The sequence below is a fragment of the Telluribacter sp. genome (genome assembly GCF_035998675.1).
Lineage (GTDB): Bacteria > Bacteroidota > Bacteroidia > Cytophagales > Spirosomataceae > Telluribacter.
Genome location: NZ_DASYHI010000020.1, coordinates 887,054 through 907,781 on the forward strand (window position 1 = coordinate 887,054; position 20,728 = coordinate 907,781).

At 51.3% G+C, this 20,728-nt stretch carries 21 protein-coding genes; 15 read left to right on the top strand and 6 right to left on the bottom strand.

What is annotated here, in order from left to right; genetic code table 11:
• The first annotated feature begins 32 nt into the window (after positions 1-32).
• The 10 genes from rsmI to VGN67_RS18005 all read left to right on the top strand — a co-directional run bounded on the left by rsmI (position 33) and on the right by VGN67_RS18005 (position 9,571).
• Positions 33-701: a 16S rRNA (cytidine(1402)-2'-O)-methyltransferase gene (rsmI, locus tag VGN67_RS17960; protein WP_327488234.1), complete on the top strand. Its 669-nt coding sequence runs from the start codon at positions 33-35 to the stop codon at positions 699-701.
• Positions 702-723: 22 nt separating this feature from the next.
• The gene (locus tag VGN67_RS17965) at positions 724-1,905 is read left to right on the top strand and encodes a DUF4105 domain-containing protein (RefSeq protein WP_327488235.1); all 1,182 of its coding nucleotides are present in this window, start codon (positions 724-726) and stop codon (positions 1,903-1,905) included.
• Complete coding sequence (locus tag VGN67_RS17970) at positions 1,902-2,693, top strand: inositol monophosphatase family protein (RefSeq protein WP_327488236.1); 792 nt, start codon at positions 1,902-1,904, stop codon at positions 2,691-2,693. The genes VGN67_RS17965 and VGN67_RS17970 overlap by 4 nt, the downstream gene beginning before the upstream one ends.
• A 104-nt stretch (positions 2,694-2,797) precedes the next feature.
• The gene (locus VGN67_RS17975; protein WP_327488237.1) at positions 2,798-3,187 is read left to right on the top strand and encodes an FdtA/QdtA family cupin domain-containing protein; all 390 of its coding nucleotides are present in this window, start codon (positions 2,798-2,800) and stop codon (positions 3,185-3,187) included.
• A gap of 37 nt (positions 3,188-3,224) precedes the next feature.
• Complete coding sequence (locus tag VGN67_RS17980) at positions 3,225-4,319, top strand: DegT/DnrJ/EryC1/StrS family aminotransferase (protein WP_327488238.1); 1,095 nt, start codon at positions 3,225-3,227, stop codon at positions 4,317-4,319.
• Entirely contained in the window at positions 4,319-5,245 is a 927-nt protein-coding gene (locus VGN67_RS17985) for a glycosyltransferase family 2 protein (RefSeq protein ID WP_327488239.1), read from the top strand. Before VGN67_RS17980 ends, VGN67_RS17985 begins: the two co-directional genes overlap by 1 nt.
• Positions 5,238-5,999: a class I SAM-dependent methyltransferase gene (locus tag VGN67_RS17990; RefSeq protein ID WP_327488240.1), complete on the top strand. Its 762-nt coding sequence runs from the start codon at positions 5,238-5,240 to the stop codon at positions 5,997-5,999. The genes VGN67_RS17985 and VGN67_RS17990 overlap by 8 nt, the downstream gene beginning before the upstream one ends.
• Before the next feature lie 35 nt (positions 6,000-6,034).
• The gene (locus tag VGN67_RS17995) at positions 6,035-6,568 is read left to right on the top strand and encodes a YfiT family bacillithiol transferase (RefSeq protein WP_327488241.1); all 534 of its coding nucleotides are present in this window, start codon (positions 6,035-6,037) and stop codon (positions 6,566-6,568) included.
• Positions 6,569-6,609: 41 nt separating this feature from the next.
• Positions 6,610-6,765 carry a FeoB-associated Cys-rich membrane protein gene (locus tag VGN67_RS18000; protein ID WP_327488242.1) on the top strand — a complete coding sequence of 52 codons (156 nt, stop codon included), beginning with the start codon at positions 6,610-6,612 and terminating at the stop codon, positions 6,763-6,765.
• 328 nt (positions 6,766-7,093) lie between these two features.
• Positions 7,094-9,571 carry an AsmA-like C-terminal region-containing protein gene (locus VGN67_RS18005; protein WP_327488243.1) on the top strand — a complete coding sequence of 826 codons (2,478 nt, stop codon included), beginning with the start codon at positions 7,094-7,096 and terminating at the stop codon, positions 9,569-9,571.
• A 38-nt stretch (positions 9,572-9,609) separates the two neighbouring features.
• On the opposite strand, the gene acs is transcribed toward VGN67_RS18005, so the two are convergent.
• The 3 genes from acs to VGN67_RS18020 all read right to left on the bottom strand — a co-directional run bounded on the left by acs (position 9,610) and on the right by VGN67_RS18020 (position 13,572).
• On the bottom strand, positions 9,610-11,499 hold the full coding sequence (gene acs, locus VGN67_RS18010) for an acetate--CoA ligase (RefSeq protein ID WP_327488244.1): 1,890 nt from the start codon (positions 11,497-11,499) through the stop codon (positions 9,610-9,612).
• A 78-nt stretch (positions 11,500-11,577) separates the two neighbouring features.
• Positions 11,578-13,278: a sodium:solute symporter family protein gene (locus VGN67_RS18015; RefSeq protein ID WP_327488245.1), complete on the bottom strand. Its 1,701-nt coding sequence runs from the start codon at positions 13,276-13,278 to the stop codon at positions 11,578-11,580.
• A gap of 33 nt (positions 13,279-13,311) precedes the next feature.
• On the bottom strand, positions 13,312-13,572 hold the full coding sequence (locus VGN67_RS18020; RefSeq protein WP_327488246.1) for a DUF4212 domain-containing protein: 261 nt from the start codon (positions 13,570-13,572) through the stop codon (positions 13,312-13,314).
• A 208-nt stretch (positions 13,573-13,780) separates the two neighbouring features.
• Between VGN67_RS18020 and VGN67_RS18025 the strand changes: the two genes are divergently transcribed.
• Complete coding sequence (locus VGN67_RS18025) at positions 13,781-15,016, top strand: THUMP-like domain-containing protein (protein WP_327488247.1); 1,236 nt, start codon at positions 13,781-13,783, stop codon at positions 15,014-15,016.
• Here the strand turns inward: VGN67_RS18025 and VGN67_RS18030 are convergent.
• Positions 15,005-15,358, bottom strand: a complete 354-nt coding sequence (locus tag VGN67_RS18030; protein WP_327488249.1) for an ArsC family reductase — start codon at positions 15,356-15,358, stop codon at positions 15,005-15,007. The two genes, VGN67_RS18025 and VGN67_RS18030, sit on opposite strands and share 12 nt — an antisense overlap.
• Before the next feature lie 111 nt (positions 15,359-15,469).
• Between VGN67_RS18030 and VGN67_RS18035 the strand changes: the two genes are divergently transcribed.
• Together VGN67_RS18035 and VGN67_RS18040 are read left to right on the top strand one after the other, a co-directional pair.
• On the top strand, positions 15,470-15,796 hold the full coding sequence (locus VGN67_RS18035) for a hypothetical protein (protein WP_327488250.1): 327 nt from the start codon (positions 15,470-15,472) through the stop codon (positions 15,794-15,796).
• 61 nt (positions 15,797-15,857) lie between these two features.
• Positions 15,858-16,322 (top strand): hypothetical protein, encoded by a 465-nt coding sequence (locus VGN67_RS18040; protein WP_327488251.1) that lies wholly within the window; start codon positions 15,858-15,860, stop codon positions 16,320-16,322.
• Between the two features lie 27 nt (positions 16,323-16,349).
• Here VGN67_RS18040 and VGN67_RS18045 read toward each other — a convergent pair whose 3' ends face one another.
• A complete protein-coding gene (locus VGN67_RS18045) occupies positions 16,350-17,768 on the bottom strand; it encodes a dicarboxylate/amino acid:cation symporter (protein ID WP_327488252.1) in 1,419 nt (472 codons plus the stop codon).
• 152 nt (positions 17,769-17,920) lie between these two features.
• Complete coding sequence (locus tag VGN67_RS18050) at positions 17,921-19,219, bottom strand: dicarboxylate/amino acid:cation symporter (protein WP_327488253.1); 1,299 nt, start codon at positions 19,217-19,219, stop codon at positions 17,921-17,923.
• A 256-nt stretch (positions 19,220-19,475) separates the two neighbouring features.
• Between VGN67_RS18050 and VGN67_RS18055 the strand changes: the two genes are divergently transcribed.
• Both VGN67_RS18055 and VGN67_RS18060 read left to right on the top strand, forming a co-directional pair.
• Positions 19,476-19,910: a hypothetical protein gene (locus VGN67_RS18055; protein ID WP_327488254.1), complete on the top strand. Its 435-nt coding sequence runs from the start codon at positions 19,476-19,478 to the stop codon at positions 19,908-19,910.
• Positions 19,911-20,268: 358 nt separating this feature from the next.
• On the top strand, positions 20,269-20,724 hold the full coding sequence (locus tag VGN67_RS18060) for a DinB family protein (RefSeq protein ID WP_327488255.1): 456 nt from the start codon (positions 20,269-20,271) through the stop codon (positions 20,722-20,724).
• Positions 20,725-20,728 lie beyond the last annotated feature (4 nt).

Below are 20,728 nucleotides of genomic sequence, written 5' to 3' on the forward strand. Positions count from 1 at the left end.
GTACTTTCGGAGCTTATTAGCTGATTAGATTCATGAAATTATACCTTGTACCTACGCCCATTGGTAACCTGGAAGACATTACATTGCGGGCCATTAACGTGCTCAAAGCCGTAGACGTGGTGCTGGCGGAAGATACCCGTACTTCCGGGAATCTGCTGAAGCACCTGGGTATTACCAAGCCCATGCAGAGCTACCACATCCACAATGAACATCAGACCATAACGCGGCTGCTGGAGCGGATGCTGAAAGGAGAAACTATGGCGCTGGTGTCCGACGCGGGTACGCCGGCCATATCCGACCCGGGCTTTCTGCTGGTACGGGAGTGTATCAAGTACCGGATTCCGGTAGAGTGTCTGCCCGGCCCGACGGCCTTTGTTCCCGCCCTGGTGAACTCAGGCCTGCCCTGCGACCGTTTTACTTTTGAAGGTTTTTTGCCCCACAAAAAAGGCCGTCAGACCCGCCTGAAAGAACTGGCCGAAGAAGAACGTACAATGGTGTTTTACGAGTCGCCGCACCGCCTGGTAAAATCCCTGCAGCAGTTTGCGGAGTACTTCGGGCCGGAGCGTCAGGCGAGTGTAGCCAGGGAACTGACAAAAATATACGAAGAGAATGTTCGTGGTACGTTACAGGAAATAATTACTTATTTTGTTGAAAAAACTATTAAAGGTGAAATTGTTATCGTTATTGCCGGAAAAGAATAATTCATGTACCCTGTTCGGTTCCATGCGCCTCCTCCTTCTTCTGAGCTTTACATTATTCGTTAACTACTGGGTTTCTGCCCAGGCCCTCACCCTCAGTCCGGAGGCACGGGTGAGCCTTATTACGGTGGGGCCGGGCGAAGAGCTATACTCCAGCTTTGGGCACAGCGCCCTCTGGATCTATGACCCGGGTACCGGCCTGGACAATGCCTACAGCTACGGTACCTTCAACTTCAATGCGGATAATTTTTATGTAAAATTCCTGCGGGGTACCCTTCCGTACCAGATTTCGGTGGCACCCCTGCAGCCCCAGCTGTTTTACTGGCGCAGCGAAAACCGTTCGGTCATTGAGCAGGTACTTAATCTGACCCCGGACCAGAAGCAACGCCTGTACCAGTTTCTGGAAACCAACTTCCTGCCCCAAAACCGGGAGTACCAGTACAAGTTTTTTTACGACAACTGCTCCACGCGCCTCAAAGACGCGGTGGTACAGGCCTGCGGGGATAGTTTACAATTTCCGGGCTACGTTCGGGACACCCTGAGCTTCCGGCAGTGGATAGACCGCTACGCATACGAACAAAAGCCCTGGGCCGACTTTGGCATGGACCTGGCCATTGGTGCCCCATCCGACGAGGTAGCCACCCCCGAGCAGGCCACCTTTTTGCCCTACAACCTGATGGCTTCCTTCGATGATTCCCGGCTGCTGAAAGGCGGACAGCTTCAACCCCTGGTCACGGTTACCAATGCACTATTTACGGCAGTACCTATGCAGGAGGAAGTATGGCTGACACCAACGGTATTTTTCTGGGCAATGGCGGTACTGGTGCTGGCCTACACCCTTTGGCAGATCCAAACCAATAAACTTAATTTTGCTTTTGACAAAGTGCTTTTCACTATTGTAGGACTCACCGGCTGGTTTATAGTACTGCTATGGTTTGGCACCAACCACGGGGTTACCACCTGGAACTACGACCTGCTCTGGGCCTTCCCGCTCTGGTTCCCTCTTATTTATTCTATTTCCATTACCAACAAACCGGCCTGGTTTCAGTTTGCTTTAATAGGGTACGCAGTACTTCTGCTATTTGCCACCGGAAATCTGTTAAAGCACAACTACGTGGTAATACCGATACTGCTCACGCTGATCATCCGGGTATATTACCTTAATAATTCACTTTCTAAAATTCCAGTTAACGAAAAAAAGGCATGAATCTTGATCTTCTGACCCAACAGACCATTGAGGTAGTAAAGCGCGCTTCGGCCTTTATTCAGCAGGAAGCAAATACTTTCAATAGTGAACGCATTGAGTACAAGGATGTCAATAACCTGGTTTCGTACGTAGATAAAGAAACCGAAAAGCTCCTGGTGGCCGGTTTGCGGGAGATTCTGCCCGAAGCCAGTTTTATTACCGAAGAAGGTACTACGGGCGAAGAAAAAAACACTGAAGCCCTGAATTGGATCATAGACCCGCTGGACGGTACCACCAATTTTGTGCACGGCCTGCCGGTCTACTGTGTGAGCGTAGGGCTGGTTCGGGGAAAGGAACCCCTGATTGGCGTGATCCACGAGCCCAACCTCGACGAAATGTTCTACGGCTGGCAGGGCGGAGGGGCCTGGTGCAACGGTCGGCGGTTACAGGTATCCCAGGCCCGGCACCTGAGCGAGAGTCTGGTAGCTACCGGCTTTCCCTACCGCCTGTTTGAAAAACAAAATCGCTACATGGATATTCTGGGAGCACTGATGCGCAAAACCCACGGAGTAAGACGGTTGGGTGCCGCCGCGGTGGACCTGGCCTACGTGGCAGCCGGACGCTTTGAAGCTTTTTATGAGTACAATCTTCACTCCTGGGACATGGCTGCGGGCGTACTGCTTATTCAGGAAGCGGGAGGAATTGTAACCGACTTTGCCGGCCATGACAACTACCTGTTTGGGGGTGATGTGGTGGCAGCCTGCGCTATGCACGGCGAATTGTTGGAGGTAATTAATGAGCATTTCTAAAAAACATTTGTTTTATTTAGGGCTGCATAGTGGATGAGAGCCTTTAATCTCGTCAATTTATTAATGATTTACTTATTTGATTACACTCTACTTACTCGCACGACATGCCCAGGTTGGTACAACTTGACACCTTTCATTCCGAGTCCGGAAATTTAACCGTATTCGAGAAAATGATGCCCGGCACCATCAAACGGGTATTCTATATCTATGGCGCAGGTAACAAAATACGGGGCGGTCATCGTCACCTAAAAACCTGGAACGCCCTGATTTGTCTGCACGGACAATGTGAGGTATTTGTACATGATGGCGAAAAAGAAACCCATTATAAGCTTGATACACCACAAACCTGTCTGATTCTGGAACCAGAGGACTGGCATACAATGGAAAATTTTTCGCAGGAAGCCATTCTGCTGGTACTTTCCAACGAGTACTACGACAAGAGTGACTATATCTACGAAGGTTATCCGGTAATTCAGCAGCAAAACTCACTTTAATACGCTACTGGCTGAACCTGCTCTTCTTCCCCTTTTTATGATTCCATTTCTTGATTTAAACCAGATTAACCGACCCCATCAGGCTGCTATTGAAGAAGCTAGCTTGCGGGTACTTCGGTCGGGCTGGTATATTCTGGGTCAGGAATTACAGGCATTTGAGCAGGCCTTTGCCCGCTACTGCGGTACCGACTACTGCGTGGGTGTCGCTAACGGTCTGGAAGCCATTGAACTGATCCTGCAGGCCTATGACTTTCCTCCTGGCAGTGAAGTATTGGTACCGGCTAATACCTACATTGCTTCGGTACTACCGGTAGGCTACCTGCGGCTGGTCCCGGTTTGGGTAGAACCCGACCCGGTTACCTTGCTGATTGACCCTCGCTTAATCGAAGAAAAAATTACTGAAAACACCCGGGCTATCCTGACTGTGGACCTCTATGGCCGCTGCTGCGACATGGAACCCATTCGGGCCCTGGCCCAGAAGTATGGCTTGAAAGTCATTGCTGATGCCGCACAGGCGCACGGAGCTACCTACCAGGGTACCAAAGCCGGTAATCTGGCCGATGCCACGGCCTTTAGCTTTTACCCAACCAAAAACCTGGGCGCACTCGGTGACGCCGGTGCCGTTACTACCAACGACGAAGCACTAGCCGAAAAAATCAGGTACCTGCGCAACTACGGCTCGGGCGTAAAGTACTACAACCAATACCAGGGCATTAACAGCCGACTGGACGAAATTCAGGCGGCCATCCTCAGCGTGAAGCTCCCCCACCTCGACCAGGAAAACAACCGTCGCCGCCAGATTGCAGGCAGGTACCTGTCCGAAATAAAGGTACCCAACTTAGTACTTCCTCCCCACGACCGCATCGCGGAGGACTGCTGGCACTTGTTTGTGGTGCGGCACCCTGAGCGCGAGCAGCTGGTTAAGTACCTTCATGATAAAGAGATTCAAACCAACATTCATTACCCGCTCCCTATTCACAAACAGCCCGCCTATGCCCACCTGAGCCACCTCAGCCTACCCATTACCGAACAAATCCATGAGCAGGTCATCAGCCTGCCCTTGAATCCGGTACTTACTGAGGAGGAAGTTGACTATATTGTCCGGTCAATCAACCAATTCCCCCGGTCCTGATGCAGTTGTCCATTATCATTCCGGTCTATAACAGTGAGGCCACGCTCGGGCCCCTGGTACGGCGCCTGCAGGAGGCACTCCATGGATTGGTGTACGAAGTGGTTCTGGTCAATGACGGCAGCCGCGACGGTTCGGAGGCGGTATGTACCCGGCTGGCCCGGGAGCATGCGCATGTGCAGTTCATATCACTGCGTCGGAATTTCGGAGAGTTCAACGCGGTACTCTGCGGTCTCAACCACGCCCGGGGCGCCTACTGCGTTATGATTGATGACGATTTCCAGAATCCACCCGAAGAAATACAAAAGCTGCTCGATACCGCTATTCGGGGCAACTTTGACGTGGTATATACCTACTATTCCAAAAAAGAGCACGCGACCTACCGCAACTGGGGGAGCAGGCTCGTCAACTGGCTGACCAGCTACCTGCTCAATAAACCCCGCGACCTGTACCTGTCCAGCTTTAAACTAATCAGGAAAGAGGTAGTCCAGGAAGTGATCAAGTACACCGGTCCGTACCCTTACATTGACGGCCTTATATTCAGGGTTACCCGCAACATAGGTACCGTGCAGGTCAGCCACCAGAAAAGGCAGGAGGGGCAGTCGAGTTATACCTGGCGTAAATTAATTTCCCTCTTCCTGAATATCCTCTTTTGCTACTCAGCCTTGCCCATTCGGTTGTTTATGCCGGTGGGCCTGGGCCTGGTGGGGCTGGGTACGCTACTGCTGCTTTTTTTACTGGGCCAGTGGATCATTGGTCCCGCTGACCCCAAGGGCTGGCAGGTGGTGACGGCCACGCTCCTCTTTATCGGAGGTTTGCAATGTACCCTGATGAGTGTACTGGGAGAGTACATTGGCAAAAGCTTTATGGCCCAGAGCGGACAGCCGCCCTATGTTATTAAGACCACCATCCTGAACCGGCATGATTGACAACCGCCTTGAATACCAGCGCATGTACGAGGTTGAGCGCCGACTGTGGTGGTACCAGCGGCTGCACGGCCGGGTACTTCGAGCCATCAGGCAACAGTTCGGCGAAGCCAGCCAGGAGGTACATATGCTGGACGCGGCCTGCGGTACGGGGGGCCTGCTCTCTTACCTGCGTGACCGGGGATTTCGCCACCTCACCGGCTTTGACTACTCCCGGCACGCCATTGATTTTTCGGTGGAGCGGGGCCTGGATGTCGAATTCGGCGACCTTCGGCAGGTGGAAACGTTCCGGCCCGCAGCGCGCTATGATGTTATTAGCTGCAACGACGCTCTTTATTTTCTTACGGATGAGGAGATTGTAAAAGCGCTGTCGGAGTTTAAAAGCAGGCTTACCCCCAGGGGACTGCTCCTGATTAATATCCACGCTTTTGAGGCATTTGCCGGTACCCACGACCTGGCCGTGGGTAGTACCCGTCGTTTTGTCCTGGCCGACTTCCGGCGCTACGCCCAGCGGGCCGGCTTGACCATTCACTACCATACCTACTGGCCCTTCGCGCTTTCGCTCCCTATACTGGCCGTCCGGCAGTGGCAGCAATACCAGCTTCGGCGGGGTAAGATTGACACCAGTAAAATCGACTCTGACGTGAGTTTTCCGGGCGCATTAGTTAATAATCTTTTCAACGGCCTTATGAAAGCCGAAGAATGGTTACTACCCCGCGCTCCCTTTGGCAGCTCTTTGTTTTTAGTATTGAAATAGAATAAATTTAGCCCGCACTACTATTAACATACCTCATGGACCTCGAACAACTTCGCTATCCCATTGGCCCCCATAAAGGCAAATCTGAGTATTCGCCGGATGAAGTAAAAACCAATATCCAAATCATCAGCGCTCTGCCCTCCAAGTTTATAAATCTGCTGGGCAGCTGGGATGACCATAAATTGGATACCCCATACCGGCCCGGCGGCTGGACCGTCCGGCAGTTGGTGCACCATGTAGCCGATAGCCATATCAACGCTTACTGCCGGCTTCGGCTGGCTCTTACCGAGAGTAATCCTACCATCCGGCCTTACGAAGAAAGCCTCTGGGCGGAGCTTCCCGATGCCCAAACGGCCTCCATTGAGCTTTCGCTGCAACTCATGAAGTACCTGCATCTGCGGTGGGTACTGCTGCTGAACTCCCTGACCGAAGAACACCTCCAGCGCACTTACTACCACCCGGCGAGCGAAAAGACGGTACGCATGGATGAGTACATTGCCATGTACGCCTGGCACAGCGAGCACCACTACCAGCATGCGTACCTGCTGGCCCAGCGGAACAATTGGTAGTCATTTATGTGTTTAAAACAAACACATAAAAAGCGTGAAGCATGGCCCAGCAGATAGTGGTAATCCTGATTTTCCTGATAGCAGCGGGCTACCTGGGCTGGCGCGTCTGGAAGTCTTTCGCCAGAAAACAAACGGGCGGCTGTGCCAAAGGCTGTGGTTGTGAGGTTGATAAAGCACCTTCTTCCCTCCAACGGTAATACTTTCCATTACAGAATTATACACGAGAAGTACCCGATAGCACTGGTACTTCTTTTTTATTTCCAGGTACCGGCACTTAATTAGACTGGGGAATAAGTGGTACAAATCAAAGGAGCGTTACCCAACTTATTTTCCCAGAATAGACCTATTTTCTTCTCTATCTGTTCCCACGAGCCCGATTGGCTCCCAGGTACTTCCGCTTCCTGATGGCATAGTTTTATAATTGTTTGGTCAATAACCCTGATAATAAGAGCCTGTCAGGCATACAGAAATAGTTAAAGCATAGCTTCCTGTAAGCTAGCGCCTTCCTTATCACTACCTGCACTTATGTTAAAAAAATCAATGAAGGGCTTACTGATTGTAGTACTGGGCCTGCTGCTGGTAGTGGCCGGGGTGAGTGTGTGGGCCATACGGAATCAGGAGTACGTTTTTGAACAAATTAAAGCCTACATCAATGAATCAATTGATGGCCAGCTGGAGGTGAAAAAATTTACTTTTTCGCCCCTCCGGAAAGGGCTTGGCTTTACCTTTTCGCTGCATGACATTACCCTGGACGATACCCTGTTCTCCGTTCATAGGACCCATCTTTTACAGGCCCGCCGTCTGAATGTCACGTTGGATTTAAGGGAGTTTCTGACGAGGCGCATCAAAGTCAGGAGAATAGCCGTGGAAGATGGTACCGCGACGGTATTTATCCGCCGCGACGGCTACACCAATGCCTCAGTGCTTACCACCAACCCGAAGGACACCACGAGTAAGAAAAAAAGTTCTACGTCCGATTTGTTTAGTGGCATCCGGGAGCTATCTTTTCAGAATTTCGCCTTACACTATGCCGATTCGCTGCGTAGTAAGTACCATGCTGGTACCTTCCGTGAGGTAACCTCCCAACTGGTCCGGAAAGACTCCGTCTGGCGGGGCGATATGGAGGGCGCGGTCTATTTTAAAGGCCTCACGTTTCACCCTAAAAAGGGTGCTTTCATGAAGCAGCAGGAAAGTACCCTGGAGGTAGCGTTTAGCTACAACCAGGCAACTCGCGAGTTACAGGTACATCCTTCCTGGCTGGAGGTAGCGACGGGGCATCGTATCAAAATGTCCGGATTGTTTGATCTGGCCGGAAAACCGGGTAAAGTAAAGATGGACTTTACCACCGATACCATTGCCCTGCCAACCGCCCTGAAACTACTACCCGCCTTTATCGAAAAAACGGTTACCCGCGTAAAGATCCTACCCGTAGTCAAGGCCCATGTACATTTGGAAGGCTTCCTGGGAACGGGTACCCCCAGGGTAGATATCGCCTACCGTTCGGGGCATTTTGATTACAACCTGCCCTTTGGCAAACTAAAAAAAGTAAAAGCCGTAGGTACCTTTACCAATCAGGCAAACCGGTCGCTGCCACCCAGCGACGAAAACTCGCAGCTGAAAGGTACCCAGGTACAGGGCTTTTTTGAAACTATTCCGCTGGAAGGTACCATTGTGATCAATGACCTTTGGAAGCCCAAAGCTATCATTGAAAGTACCATGAAAGCCTCCCCGGCGAACCTGAACGCCCTGCTGGACCCTGCCCGTTATCAGGTCAGGAGCGGAAGCATTGACATTGGCTTTCGGTACCAGGGTAATCTGATGTCCTTCTATGACCCCAATACCAACCGGCCGACGGCCAAGCTGGGTGGGCAGATTGTACTGCAGAACCTGGCTTTTTCTTATCTGCCCCAGGGGGTGGACCTGAGCCGGATACAGGGGTCCATATCCATCAACGAAGACGAATTTGCCAGCCAGGACCTCCGCTTTTCGGACGGCAAAAATACTTATTTTATGACCGGTAAGGCTACCGACCTGCTCACGCAGATCATGGGAGCCAAAACCACCCCCAAAGCAGTAGTGCACGTGCAGGTACCCAATTGGCAGCTCAACTGGCTGGATTTTTTCCTGAAAAAGAAATCTCCGGAAGAAACCCTTGTCAATCCAAACTTCAAACTGTCCCAGACCCTGGACAAAGTGATTGATCGGACCGAGGTTGTGGCTTCGGTGGAGTCAAACCAGGTGTCTTACAAACGCTTTCAGGCCACCCAGGTACGGGGAAAAATGACTTTGACGGATACCAAGGTCAATCTGAATGATATTTCCATGAATGCTTTTGGTGGTACCCTGAAGGTATCGGGCTACATAGATAACATTGGTACCAACGGGCTCCCTTTCCTGCACGCCCAGGGCCAGCTCAACCGTACCGATGTACAGTCGGTGTTTTATTCGTTGAATAACCTGGGCCAAAAAGCCATTACGGACCAGAATATCCAAGGAAAGCTGGATGCGGACTTTGTTTTTGAAAGTACCCTGCGGGATAACGCTACCCTGCTGGCTGAATCCATGCGAGGAAAACTGGATATAGCCCTGACCAACGCCGAGGTTCGGGATTTTGAACCATTTCAGAAAATGAAAAATATCCTGTTCCGAAAGCGGAACTTTGACCAGGTGCGGTTTGCTCCTATCCGCAAACAATTCTTTCTGAATGGGCAGGAGATTGAAGTTAAAGAGATGGAAATTGAATCCAATATTTTCACCCTTTTTGTGAATGGTACCTACAGCTTTGGCCGCAAAACCGACCTCAGCATTCAGATTCCCCTCCAGAATCTCAAACGCCGCGACTCTACCTACCAGCTGGCGCAGCACGACCTGGAATATATGAAAGGGGCCAATGTATTTCTCAGGGCCGTGGACGAAGGCGGCGAGGTCAATATCAAGTATGACCCGCTTAAGAAATTCAGAAAAGACGACAAAGCCCTGAAACAGGAAGAGGGACAGAAATAGACCGTCCCTCTTTTTTGATTCTACCAGGTACCTTTTCCCTACAAAGCGCCTTCCCGGATTTCATCCACCACGCCCGGATCAAGCAGCGTAGAGGTATCACCCATATTGGCGGTATCGCCTTCGGCTACTTTCCTGAGTATACGGCGCATGATTTTTCCGGAGCGGGTTTTGGGCAGGCCGCTTACAAACTGCATTTTATCCGGCCGGGCTATGGGCCCAATGATACGGGTTACCGTAGCCGCAATATCTTTGCGCAGCATTTCAGGATCATCCGGTTTGTTTTCGGTAATAATATAGGCATAAATCCCCTGACCTTTTATGTCGTGCGGGTACCCTACCACCGCCGACTCTACCACGCCCAGGTGCATGTTAATGGCGTTCTCTACCTCGGCGGTACCTATGCGGTGGCCCGATACGTTTATTACGTCATCGACCCGGCCCGTTATGCGGTAAAATCCGTTTTCATCGCGTAAGCAGCCGTCGCCGGTAAAGTACATATTCTGATAAGTCGAGAAATAAGTCTGTCGGCAGCGGTCGTGGTCGCCGTAGGTAGTACGGAGCATACCCGGCCAGGGGTACCTGATACACAAATTTCCGCTCACGCCGTTACCTTCTATTTCCTCGCCGTTTTCGTCCACCAGTACGGGTTGTACGCCCGGCAACGGCAGGGTGGCATAGGTTGGTTTTTCGGGGGTAACTCCCGCCAGGGCGGATATCATAATACCTCCGGTTTCGGTTTGCCACCAGGTATCCACCAGCGGCGTTTTGCCTTTGCCAATATGCTGCTTAAACCACTGCCATGCTTCCTCATTGATCGGCTCCCCCACCGACCCCAGCTTGGTCAGGGAGTTTAACTTATAATCTTTCACGTACTGCAAACCGAAACTCATCAGGGAGCGAATGGCCGTGGGAGCGGTATACAGAATATTGACCTGATGCTTATCGGTAATCTGCCAGAAACGCCCCGCATCCGGCCAGGTAGGTATGCCTTCGAACATCAGGGAAGTAGCGCCGTAGCAGAGCGGACCGTACACGATGTAGCTGTGGCCGGTAATCCAGCCGACGTCGGCGGTACAGAAGTGTACCTCGCCCGGCTCATACTGAAACACATTGGCAAAGGTATAGGTAGCATATACCATGTACCCCCCGCAGGTATGTACTACTCCTTTGGGCTTGCCGGTTGAGCCGGAGGTATACAGGATAAAGAGCATATCTTCGGCGTCCATTTCCTCGGCCGTACAGTTGTCGTCCACGTGCTTCACTTCCTCCTCCCACCAGTGGTCACGGCCTTTCAGCATGGAGATGGGGGTACGGGTGCGGGTCATCACAATTACATTCTCTACGCTGGGGCACTTTTCAAGGGCGTCGTCTACGGTATCCTTCATCGGAATTACCTTCGCGCCCCGGAAGGCCCCGTCGGAGGTAATAACCATGGTACAGCCGGCGTCGTTGATGCGGTCGGCGATGGAACGGGCCGAAAAGCCCCCAAATACGACCGAATGTACCGCGCCAATCCGGGCGCAGGCCAGCACCGCTATGGCCAGTTCGGGGACCATGGGCAGGTAAATACAAACCCGGTCCCCTTTTTTTATACCATATTTTTTGAGTACGTTGGCAAAGCGGCACACGCGGGCGTGCAGGTTCCGGTAGGTTATGGTAACGGGCCGGTCATCCGGATCGTTGGGTTCCCAGATTATAGCCGGCTGATCACCCCGCTCGCTGAGATGACGGTCGAGAGCATTTTCGGTGATATTTAATTTACCCCCCACAAACCACTTGATACTGGGTTCGGTGAAGTTCCATTCCAAAACTTTCTTCCAGGGCTTACGCCACTGAAACTGCTGGGCTACTTCGGCCCAGAAACCTTCGGGATCTTCGACGCTTTGGGTATAGGCACTCTGGTATTCTTCATAGGTTTTTACTCTCATAGCTTAGTTAGGGTTAATGAATAGCAGGAATACTGCATGTAAAGTCAGTAGGTGCAAAGTTATAAAAAAGACATTTTATCAGTGCGAAACCGCTTCTCCGGCTCCCATAGGTAACCGGATATCCTCCACAATTTGCTGCACATCTTCGGGCGGGGCGGGCGTAAACCGGCTTATTACCAGCGAGACGGCAAAGTTTACCAGCATAGCTACCGAACCAAAACCTTCCGGCGAAATGCCAAACCACCACTCCTCTTTGGGCGGTACGCTAGCATCGAGCCAGCCCATCTTGTACTTCACCATATAGTACAGCATCAGGGCAATGCCTACCACCATACCGGCAACGGCGCCCTCCTTGTTCATTCGTTTGTAAAATATTCCCAGGATAATTGCCGGAAAAAAGGAAGCCGCCGCCAACCCAAACGCCAGGGCCACGACCGCTGCCACAAAACCCGGCGGATTAATGCCAAAGTACCCCGCCACACATACTGCCACTACCGCCGACAGCCGGGCGGCTACTAATTCAGCCTTTTCGGAAATATCGGGCTTTATCATCTTTTTAATTAAATCGTGGGAAACCGAAGACGAGATTACCAGCAGCAAACCGGCCGCCGTGGAGAGTGCCGCGGCCAGCCCACCGGCTGCCACCAGGGCAATGACCCAGTTGGGCAGGTTGGCAATTTCCGGATTAGCCAGTACCATAATATCGTTATCAATCGTCAGCTCGTTCTGCTCCTTATTAGCTACGTACTGGATTCGTCCATCCCCGTTTGTATCTTCAAAAACCAACAGGCCCGTTTTTTCCCAATTGCTAAACCAGGCCGGTACTTCAGAATAAGGACGATCCCGAACCGTTTCAATCAGGTTGGTCCGGGCAAATACCGAAACAGCCGGGGCGGCGGTGTACAGGATTGCAATGAAAAGTAAAGCCAAACCGGCGGACAAACGGGCATCTTTCACCCGTTTTACCGTGAAAAACCGAACGATAACGTGGGGAAGTCCGGCGGTACCTACCATCAGGGCCAGCGTAATAGCAAACACATCCATAACCGACTTGCTCCCGCTGGTATAAGCCGCAAAGCCTAACTCCGTGGAAAGTCCGTCGAGCTTGTCCATCAGGTAAGTACCTGATCCATCGGCCAGTTGGCCACCCATACCCAGTTGCGGAATGGGATTCCCGGTCATCTGGATGGAGATAAAAATGGCCGGCACCATAAAGGCAAAAATAAGCACGCAGTACTGCGCCACCTGGGTGTAGGTAATGCCCTTCATCCCACCCAACACCGCGTAAAAGAGGACGATAATCATCCCGATAATGACGCCCGTGTTAATATCCACTTCCAGAAAACGGGAAAACACCACGCCTACCCCGCGCATCTGACCCGCCACGTAGGTAAAAGAAACCAGCAGAGCGCAGACTACCGCCACCGACCGGGCAGTTTTGGAATAGTAACGGTCGCCGATAAAGTCAGGTACCGTAAACTTGCCGAATTTGCGGAGGTAGGGGGCCAGCAGAAGCGCCAGCAGTACGTAGCCGCCCGTCCAGCCCATAAGGTACACCGCCCCGTCGTAGCCCATGAAGGAAATAATACCCGCCATGGAAATAAACGAAGCCGCCGACATCCAGTCAGCGGCGGTGGCCATACCATTGGCCAGGGGCGATACACCCCCACCGGCCACATAAAACTCTTTGGTAGAGCCCGCCCTGGACCAGATAGCAATACCAATGTACAGGGCAAAACTTAGCCCCACGATTATATACGTCCAGATTTTTACGTCCATAGAAAGGATGAATTGAAGAATGAAAAGAAGGAGTTATTGATCGTACCCGTATTTTTTATCGAGCCTGTTCATCAGGTACACGTACACGAATATCAGGACCACGAAGATGTAAATGGAGCCTTGCTGAGCAAACCAGAAGCCTAGTTTGAAACCACCCAGCCGGAACTGGTTCAGCGCATCCGCAAACAGGATTCCCGCCCCGTAGGAGACCAGAAACCAGATGGCCAGCAATATGGCCAGGTACGTCAGGTTTTCTTTCCAATAGCGTTGTGCCTTCTGCACTTTTTCATCCATACGGGTAGGAGTAAGATTTTTTGAGTGAATGAGTCTGGTAATAAAATGGGAAGATACACTTTTTATACTGACGCATTTGACCAACTTCTTAAATCAATTCTCCAAAAAACCGGTAAAATTTAGCAATGAACGGGATTGTGCGCAGAATTACCGGTTGAATCCGGCCCGGTAGGCTACTACTTTGGCCGGCACCCCCTATTTTTGAAACATGACTCGCACTCCACCATCCGAAGCAGAGGGTAACCCCGGCCTTACCGAAACCGAACGAAAGTTTGTCCGGGACCATATTCAGGACGATGTGGCCACGCTGCTCCTGAAAAACCGTTCCTCGCCCGACCTGGACCTCCCCAGGGTAGTGAAGCAAATAGCTGCCCGCCAGAAAGCCCGATATAAGCTCCCCGAATGGTACCGGAACGAGCAGTTGCTCTTTCCGCCTCCGCTGTCGGTTGAGCAGGGCTCCTCCCAGGCTACTGCCCTTTACAAAGCCGGGCTGGTAGCGGGTAACCACCTGGTAGACATTACCGGCGGCATGGGGGTGGACTGCTACTACATGAGTCGGTCGTTTGAGTATACTACCTACTTTGAGCAGCAGACCGAAGTGGCTCAGTCCGCCGGTTATAATTTTAAAGTCTTGGGGGCAGACAGGATATCGGTACGGAACGAAGAAGCCATCAAAGCACTACGCCAGCAGCCCCTCCGGGCCGACTGTATCTACGCCGACCCCGCCCGCCGTGACCAGCAGCAGCGCAAGGTAGTCCGCCTCGCCGATTGTACACCCGATATAGTAACTGCCCTGCCTATTTTGCTTCAATCTTCGCCCCAGGTACTTATCAAGACCTCTCCCCTGCTCGATATTGACCTGAGCATGAAGGAGCTCCCGGGCGTAAAAGAGGTACATATAGTGGGGTTGGAGAATGAATGCAAGGAAGTCCTGTACCTGATCAGCACCGATGGAGCGCCCGGTCCGGAACCTGTTCTGAAGGTACGTATTTTGAACGACAAGGGAAGTCCGGTGGCTGGCCTGGACTTTACCCGGACCGAAGAAGCGAGGGCGGAAGTACACTACGGCGAACCCCTCAGGTACCTGTACGAACCCCAGGCCGCTCTGCTCAAAGCCGGTGCCTTCCGTAGTATTGCCAGCCGGTTTAACCTGACGAAGTTAGCGCCCAACAGCCACCTTTACACCTCGGACCGTTGGTTACCGGAATTTCCCGGACGGGGCTTTTCCGTCATTGATGTTTGCCGCCCCGATGCCCGTGACCTGCGCGCCCATTTACCCGAAGGAAAAGCCAATATCAGCCTGCGTAACTTTCCGGCCCAGGTCTCAGAACTTCGAAAAAAATGGAAAATTAAAGAGGGCGGTAACAGGTACCTCTTTGCCACCACTTTATTTGACGGCCGCAAAGTAGTAGTGGTCACCGAAAAGTCTTCCTTAACTGAGTAATTCTCCGTATACTTTCTCCGAAAACCCAAGCGCTACTACCTTGCCCCGTTCGTCTTCCAGCAGGGGCCGTTTTATCACGGAGGTTTTCTGAAGCATCAGTTCGGTAGCACCTTCGGGGGTACCGGCTGCCGCTTTTTCGGGTTCGGAGAGTTGCCGCCAGGTCATGCCCGCCCGGTTCACCAGCTTGTCCCAGGGCTCCTGCTGAAGCCAGGCGTCCAGTTTCTCCCGGTTGAGGCCCTTCTTTTTATAATCATGAAACTGGTAGCTGATCCCCTGCTCATCCAGCCAGGTCAGGGCTTTTTTAACCGTATTACAATTGGCAATGCCGTAGATAGTGTACATTTTTTTATTTAAAATAGAGCCTGATTTTCGTTGGTCCAAAATAACAGTTTTCAAAGGTCGAAAATGCAACATTCACAAAAAAAGGGGCTCTTTAGCTAAAAGAATTTTTTCATGAAAATAGCTACGCTATATATACTATTGCTACTGGGAGGTACTTCTCAGGCCCAGGACTTGGTTCCCAAAGTTCAGCCCAAAGACCCACTACCCGGGCCTAAGTACTATATAGTACCTCCGGGCCAGGGCCCCTGGCTCAACCGGCAGGATTCTAGTTACATTACCTACTCTGACTGGGACAATATGCCTATTCTTAAGCCTAAGCGCGTAGGCCCCATGCCCAATGCGATGGAGCCCCCAGCTCCTGCCCCACCCCATGACCAGATGGCCCCCATGCCCAACCCCATGCGTCCCCGACGCCCGGGTAGTCCGGCCCAGAAGTAACTAAATGGTTAATTATTTTGGAAGGGGCAAACTCTTAGCCGGAACAATGGGTTGTGGTAGTATGAAACTAGAACTACGTACAACTGTGTCGGCTCCCATACGAACTGTGTGGGAAGGCTTTGATAAATCTTTATTTAAACGACTGAGCCCCCCGTTCCCCCCCGTGCGTCTGCTCCGGTTTGACGGCAGCCACAAGGGAGATACGGTTAGTATGGAACTGAATTTCCTCTTCTTCCGGCAGCAGTGGACCAGTCTGATTGTGGAGCAGGAAACCACTCAGGATGAGATATTTTTTATTGACAAAGGCATCAAGCTGCCTTTCTTTCTAAAGTACTGGAAGCACAAACACCGGATGCTTCGGGAGGAAAACGGTACGGTTATCGCCGATGAAATTGAGTTTCGTACTCCCTTTGAATTCCTCGACTACCTGTTATACCCCTTCCTGTGGGCACAGTTTGCCTACCGAAAGCCCATTTACAAAAGAGTATTCTCTACTGATTACAATAACCTACCGGTTACCAATTGATAGAGCCAAGTTAGACTTAAAAAATCTTTAAGTAGTTTCTTCTTCCAGTAGTTCATCTACCACACCTTCGTCGGGTACCTGGTCCGAGGCCTGCATTTTGGCATCGTCCAGTTCGCCTTCCCAGCGGGCTACCACGCCGGTAGCCAAACAGTTTCCTATTACGTTAACGGATGTGCGGGCCATGTCCATCAGTTCGTCAATTCCCATGATTAGCAGTACGGGCCACTCCGGCAGGCCAAAATTAGCCACGGCTCCCAGCAGAATGACCAGCGTAGCCCGTGGTATACCCGCAACCCCCTTACTGGTCAGCATGAGCAGGAACACCATGGCGATCTGCTGGCTTATTGGGAAATCGGTACCCGACGCCTGCGCTACAAAAATGGTAGCGAGCGCCAGGTACAGTGTAGAGCCGTCCAGGTTGAAGCTGTAGCCGGTAGGCATCACGAAGGAAACAATCTGACGCGGTACCCCAAACTTCTCCATCCGTTCCATAGCCTTGGGCAGAGCCGACTCCGAACTGGTGGTAGCAAAGGCAATGGACACCGGTTCTGCAATGTTTTTGGCAAATTTCAGGATAGGAATACGGGCGAAAAGCGCCACCGGTACCAGCACCAGCCCCAGAAAGGCCAATAGCGCACAGTACAGCGTAGCCAGCAGCATGGCCAGATTTTTAAGTACGTCAATACCCATGTGGCCAACGGTTTCGGCGATGGCCGCTCCTACCCCGATGGGCGCAAACAGCATGATAATTTTGGTGAATTTGAACATGACCTCGGCCAGCAGTTCTACCCCCCCCACAAACTTGCGTTTTTTCTCCTCCGGCAGCAGGGCCAGGCTCACCCCAAAAATCACACTGAAAATTACGATCTGAAGTACTTCCCCGTTGTAGATGGACTTCGCAATATTTTCCGGGAAAGCGTGGGTAATAATACTCTGCCAGTTTTGAGACTCTACTTTAGGTAAGGCTTCGTTGAGCGCGGCCGGCGGAATAATACCTTCACCCGGCTTGAACCAGTTGGCAAATACAAGTCCGATGAATAACGCAATGGTTGTAACTACTTCGAAGTACAGCAGCGACTTCCAGCCCATGCGTCCCACCTGCTTGAGGTCGGAGTGACCGGCGATACCCGCTACCAGCGTAGCAAACAGCAGCGGCGCAATGATGGTCTTGATCATCTGCAGGAATATCTGTCGCAGGAACCGCAGATTGGTAGCCAGTTCGGGAAAGTCGTAGCCTATCTCGGTCCCGACCAGCATGGCCACCAGAATAGAAGTAGTGAGGTTTTGCCGGATAAAGGCATAAACCAGCAGGCCCGCCAGCGCCAGCCAGCGTACCGTGAGTAACAGCCCGTCCGGAAGTACTAATATCCCGTATTCACTTAGTACGGTAGCCAGAGCGGCCACCGTGATCATTACCCAATTAAAGAGCGCTAAATTCTTCTTCATACGATTAGTAAAGGGGGCTGTTTTTACTATTATAAAAAGCAAACATAGAAAAAATACGGAATTAAAAAATAGCCTCCCCCGCCCCTTACTAACAATTAGTTAACGAAGCCTACTTAAATACAAAATAGTGCAATTAAACGGGCAATTTCCTTTTAGAAATTATCATCCCAGTTTTTAGGCCGGGGCGCGGTAAGTTTGCCCAGGCTTTTCCCTACCACTATGGCAACTGTAGCGTCGCTGGTCACGTTGACTACGGTACGGCACATATCAAGCGGCCGGTCAATGGCCAGAATCAAAGCAATACCGGCCGGATTGACTCCAATGGACTCCAGAACAATAACCAGCATCAGGATGCCGGCTCCGGGTACGGCGGCGGTCCCGATGGAAGCCAGCAGGGCGGTCAGTACAATGGTGAGCTGCTCCCCAATGGTAACATCGTCTCCGAAAGCCTGCGATATAAAAACCGCCGCTACCGCCTGATACAGGCTGGTACCGTCCATGTTGATGGTAGCCCCAACCGGCAGGACAAAAGACGTCACTTCCTTTTCGACCCCAATATGCTCTTCCACCCGCTCCATGGTTACGGGAAGGGTGGCCGCGCTGGAACTCGTGGAGAAGGCCAGTAGCTGGGCCGGACCAATCCCTCTGAAAAAATCACCGTAGGAAATCCCGGCGAAGAAGCGTACCAGCAGGGGGTAAAACAGAAAAATCAGGATGGCCAAACCGCTCAGTACCGTGAGGGCGTATACCCCCAGGGCTTTAAAAATATCGGGTGAGGGCGACTCAGCCACCAGGGCCGCCAGCAGGGCAAAAACTCCGATGGGGGCAATCAGCATAATCAGGTCGATCATTTTGAGAATAACCTCATTGACCCCTTCAAAAAAACGCTTTACGGGTTCAGCCTTTTCGGGGGCGATAAGGATAAGCCCAATCCCAAAAAATACCACGAAGAAGATAACCTGCAGCATGTTACCATTAGAGCCCGCCGCCCCAATAATATTGTCGGGTACTACGTCTACCAGGGCACTGAGTGGGCCGCGGTTTTTGCCGGCTTCGGCCACTGACATGCTTTGTCCGGCGCTCGTACCAAAACTGGTCATCAGTTCCGTTCGGGTTGACTCCTGGATCAAACTACCCGGATTGACCAGATTAACGATAAGCAACCCGATGGTGATAGCAATGACCGTAGAAAATATATAAAACCCCAGGGTACGGGTACCCAGTCGGGATAGCTGCCGGATATCTTCCAGATCCGAGACACCCTTAATCAGGGACGCCACGATAAGCGGAATGGCGATCAGCTTCAAAAGGTTGATGAAGATAGTACCAAAGGGCTTGATCCAGTTAATCACAAACTGAGTACCCCAGCTAAATGATGAAAGAAAATAACCGGCAGCGATACCGGCCGCCATGCCAATCAGGATTTGCCAATGGAGGGCTAAACGTTTCATAAGGAGAGAGAGAAAATGCTGCGCTTACTGGGTTATAAGAATTAAAAACAGACTCTATTGAGTTACTAAGTACCACTAAACATAGCTAAAAATGGGCAAAATCCCTCATTTAAGCCCACTGCCTCCCCCGTTCAGGCGGCGGCTTTAACAAAATAATATGCCAGCCTACACCCTAATCTATTGACTATCTGACGGAAAAGTTATAGCTTTCTTGAAAATCTGCTCTCTTCATTTATCCTTAAACCTTTGCTCTTGTATGGAACAAAAACTGCTGCTCGAAAAAGAACTGGAACCTATTTTTCTGGGCAAATTCCCGGATTTCCCGGAGGAAGTCAAAGAATTTCTGGTCAAGTACGGACCGTACCTGATGCTGGTCGCGGCCATAATCGGGTTACTGGGGTTATTGACGGCCTTCGGAATGGGCTCGGCCGCTCTGGGCCTGGGGGTAGTAGCCTACGGAGGTACCGGAATGTTTTGGGTAGGTATAGTACTTACCGCCCTGGTACTTATTATATACCTGATGGCGTTTTCACCCCTGCGGAACCGCCAGATTCAGGGCTGGCGGCTCCTCTACTACGCGTTGTTGTTAAATCTGCTCGGTAGCCTTATCCAGCTCAACATTTTGAGCCTGCTCATTGGCGGTGCCATTGGTTTCTGGGTACTTTTCCAGATTCGCAACAAGTACGCCTGATCTTTGAAGGGTTCGGGCAGCGCCCGAACCCTTCATTCCCTGCTTCTCTCCATCCGCTTGTTTACCCCAAGGCTACCTTTCCATAGGTACTTCACCTCGCTCACTACCGTGGCCTTTCAAAAAGCTACCCGCACGACCGTCCCCGGTCATCCGCGCTTTTATAGCCGTCTATTCACCTGGGCTGACAACCTGCTACCATCTTAAAATTTTCATATCCGCCTTATTTTTATTTGTATCATTCCTACATTTAGCCGCAGAAACGGGTAAAACCGCCAAAGCAGGATCGGCATTCCCGGTTGAATGATAAAACCCTAAAACTAGCCTTCTTAAAAGGCTACGAAAAACATCTGAAGAACGAATGGAAACAATATTGAAAACCTGGAAAACCAGCCGGAAGCTCTACCTGGACTTTTTTGACAACTACTCAGTAGAGCAGCTAAATAAAGTACCCAATGGCTTTAGTAACAACCTCATCTGGAACATTGGGCATATCATAGTAGCGCAGCAATCCCTGGTATACAGAGGCTCCAACCTGCCCATGTATATAGCTGACGATTTGGTAGACCTTTATAAACCTGGTACCAAGCCAACCAGACCTGTATCAGAAGAAGAAATCAATGAGCTGAAATCCCTGTTAACTTCCCTTATTGAGCAGACGGAGGAAGATTTAAAGAGTGAGAAGTTCGATACCTATAACGAAAGAACGACCGTGACTGGATTTCATTTGGCTTCGCTGGAAGACGCACTTGAATTTAATAACTACCACGAAGGGTTGCACTTAGGGTATATGATGAGCATCAGAAAGTTTGTTTAAGCGG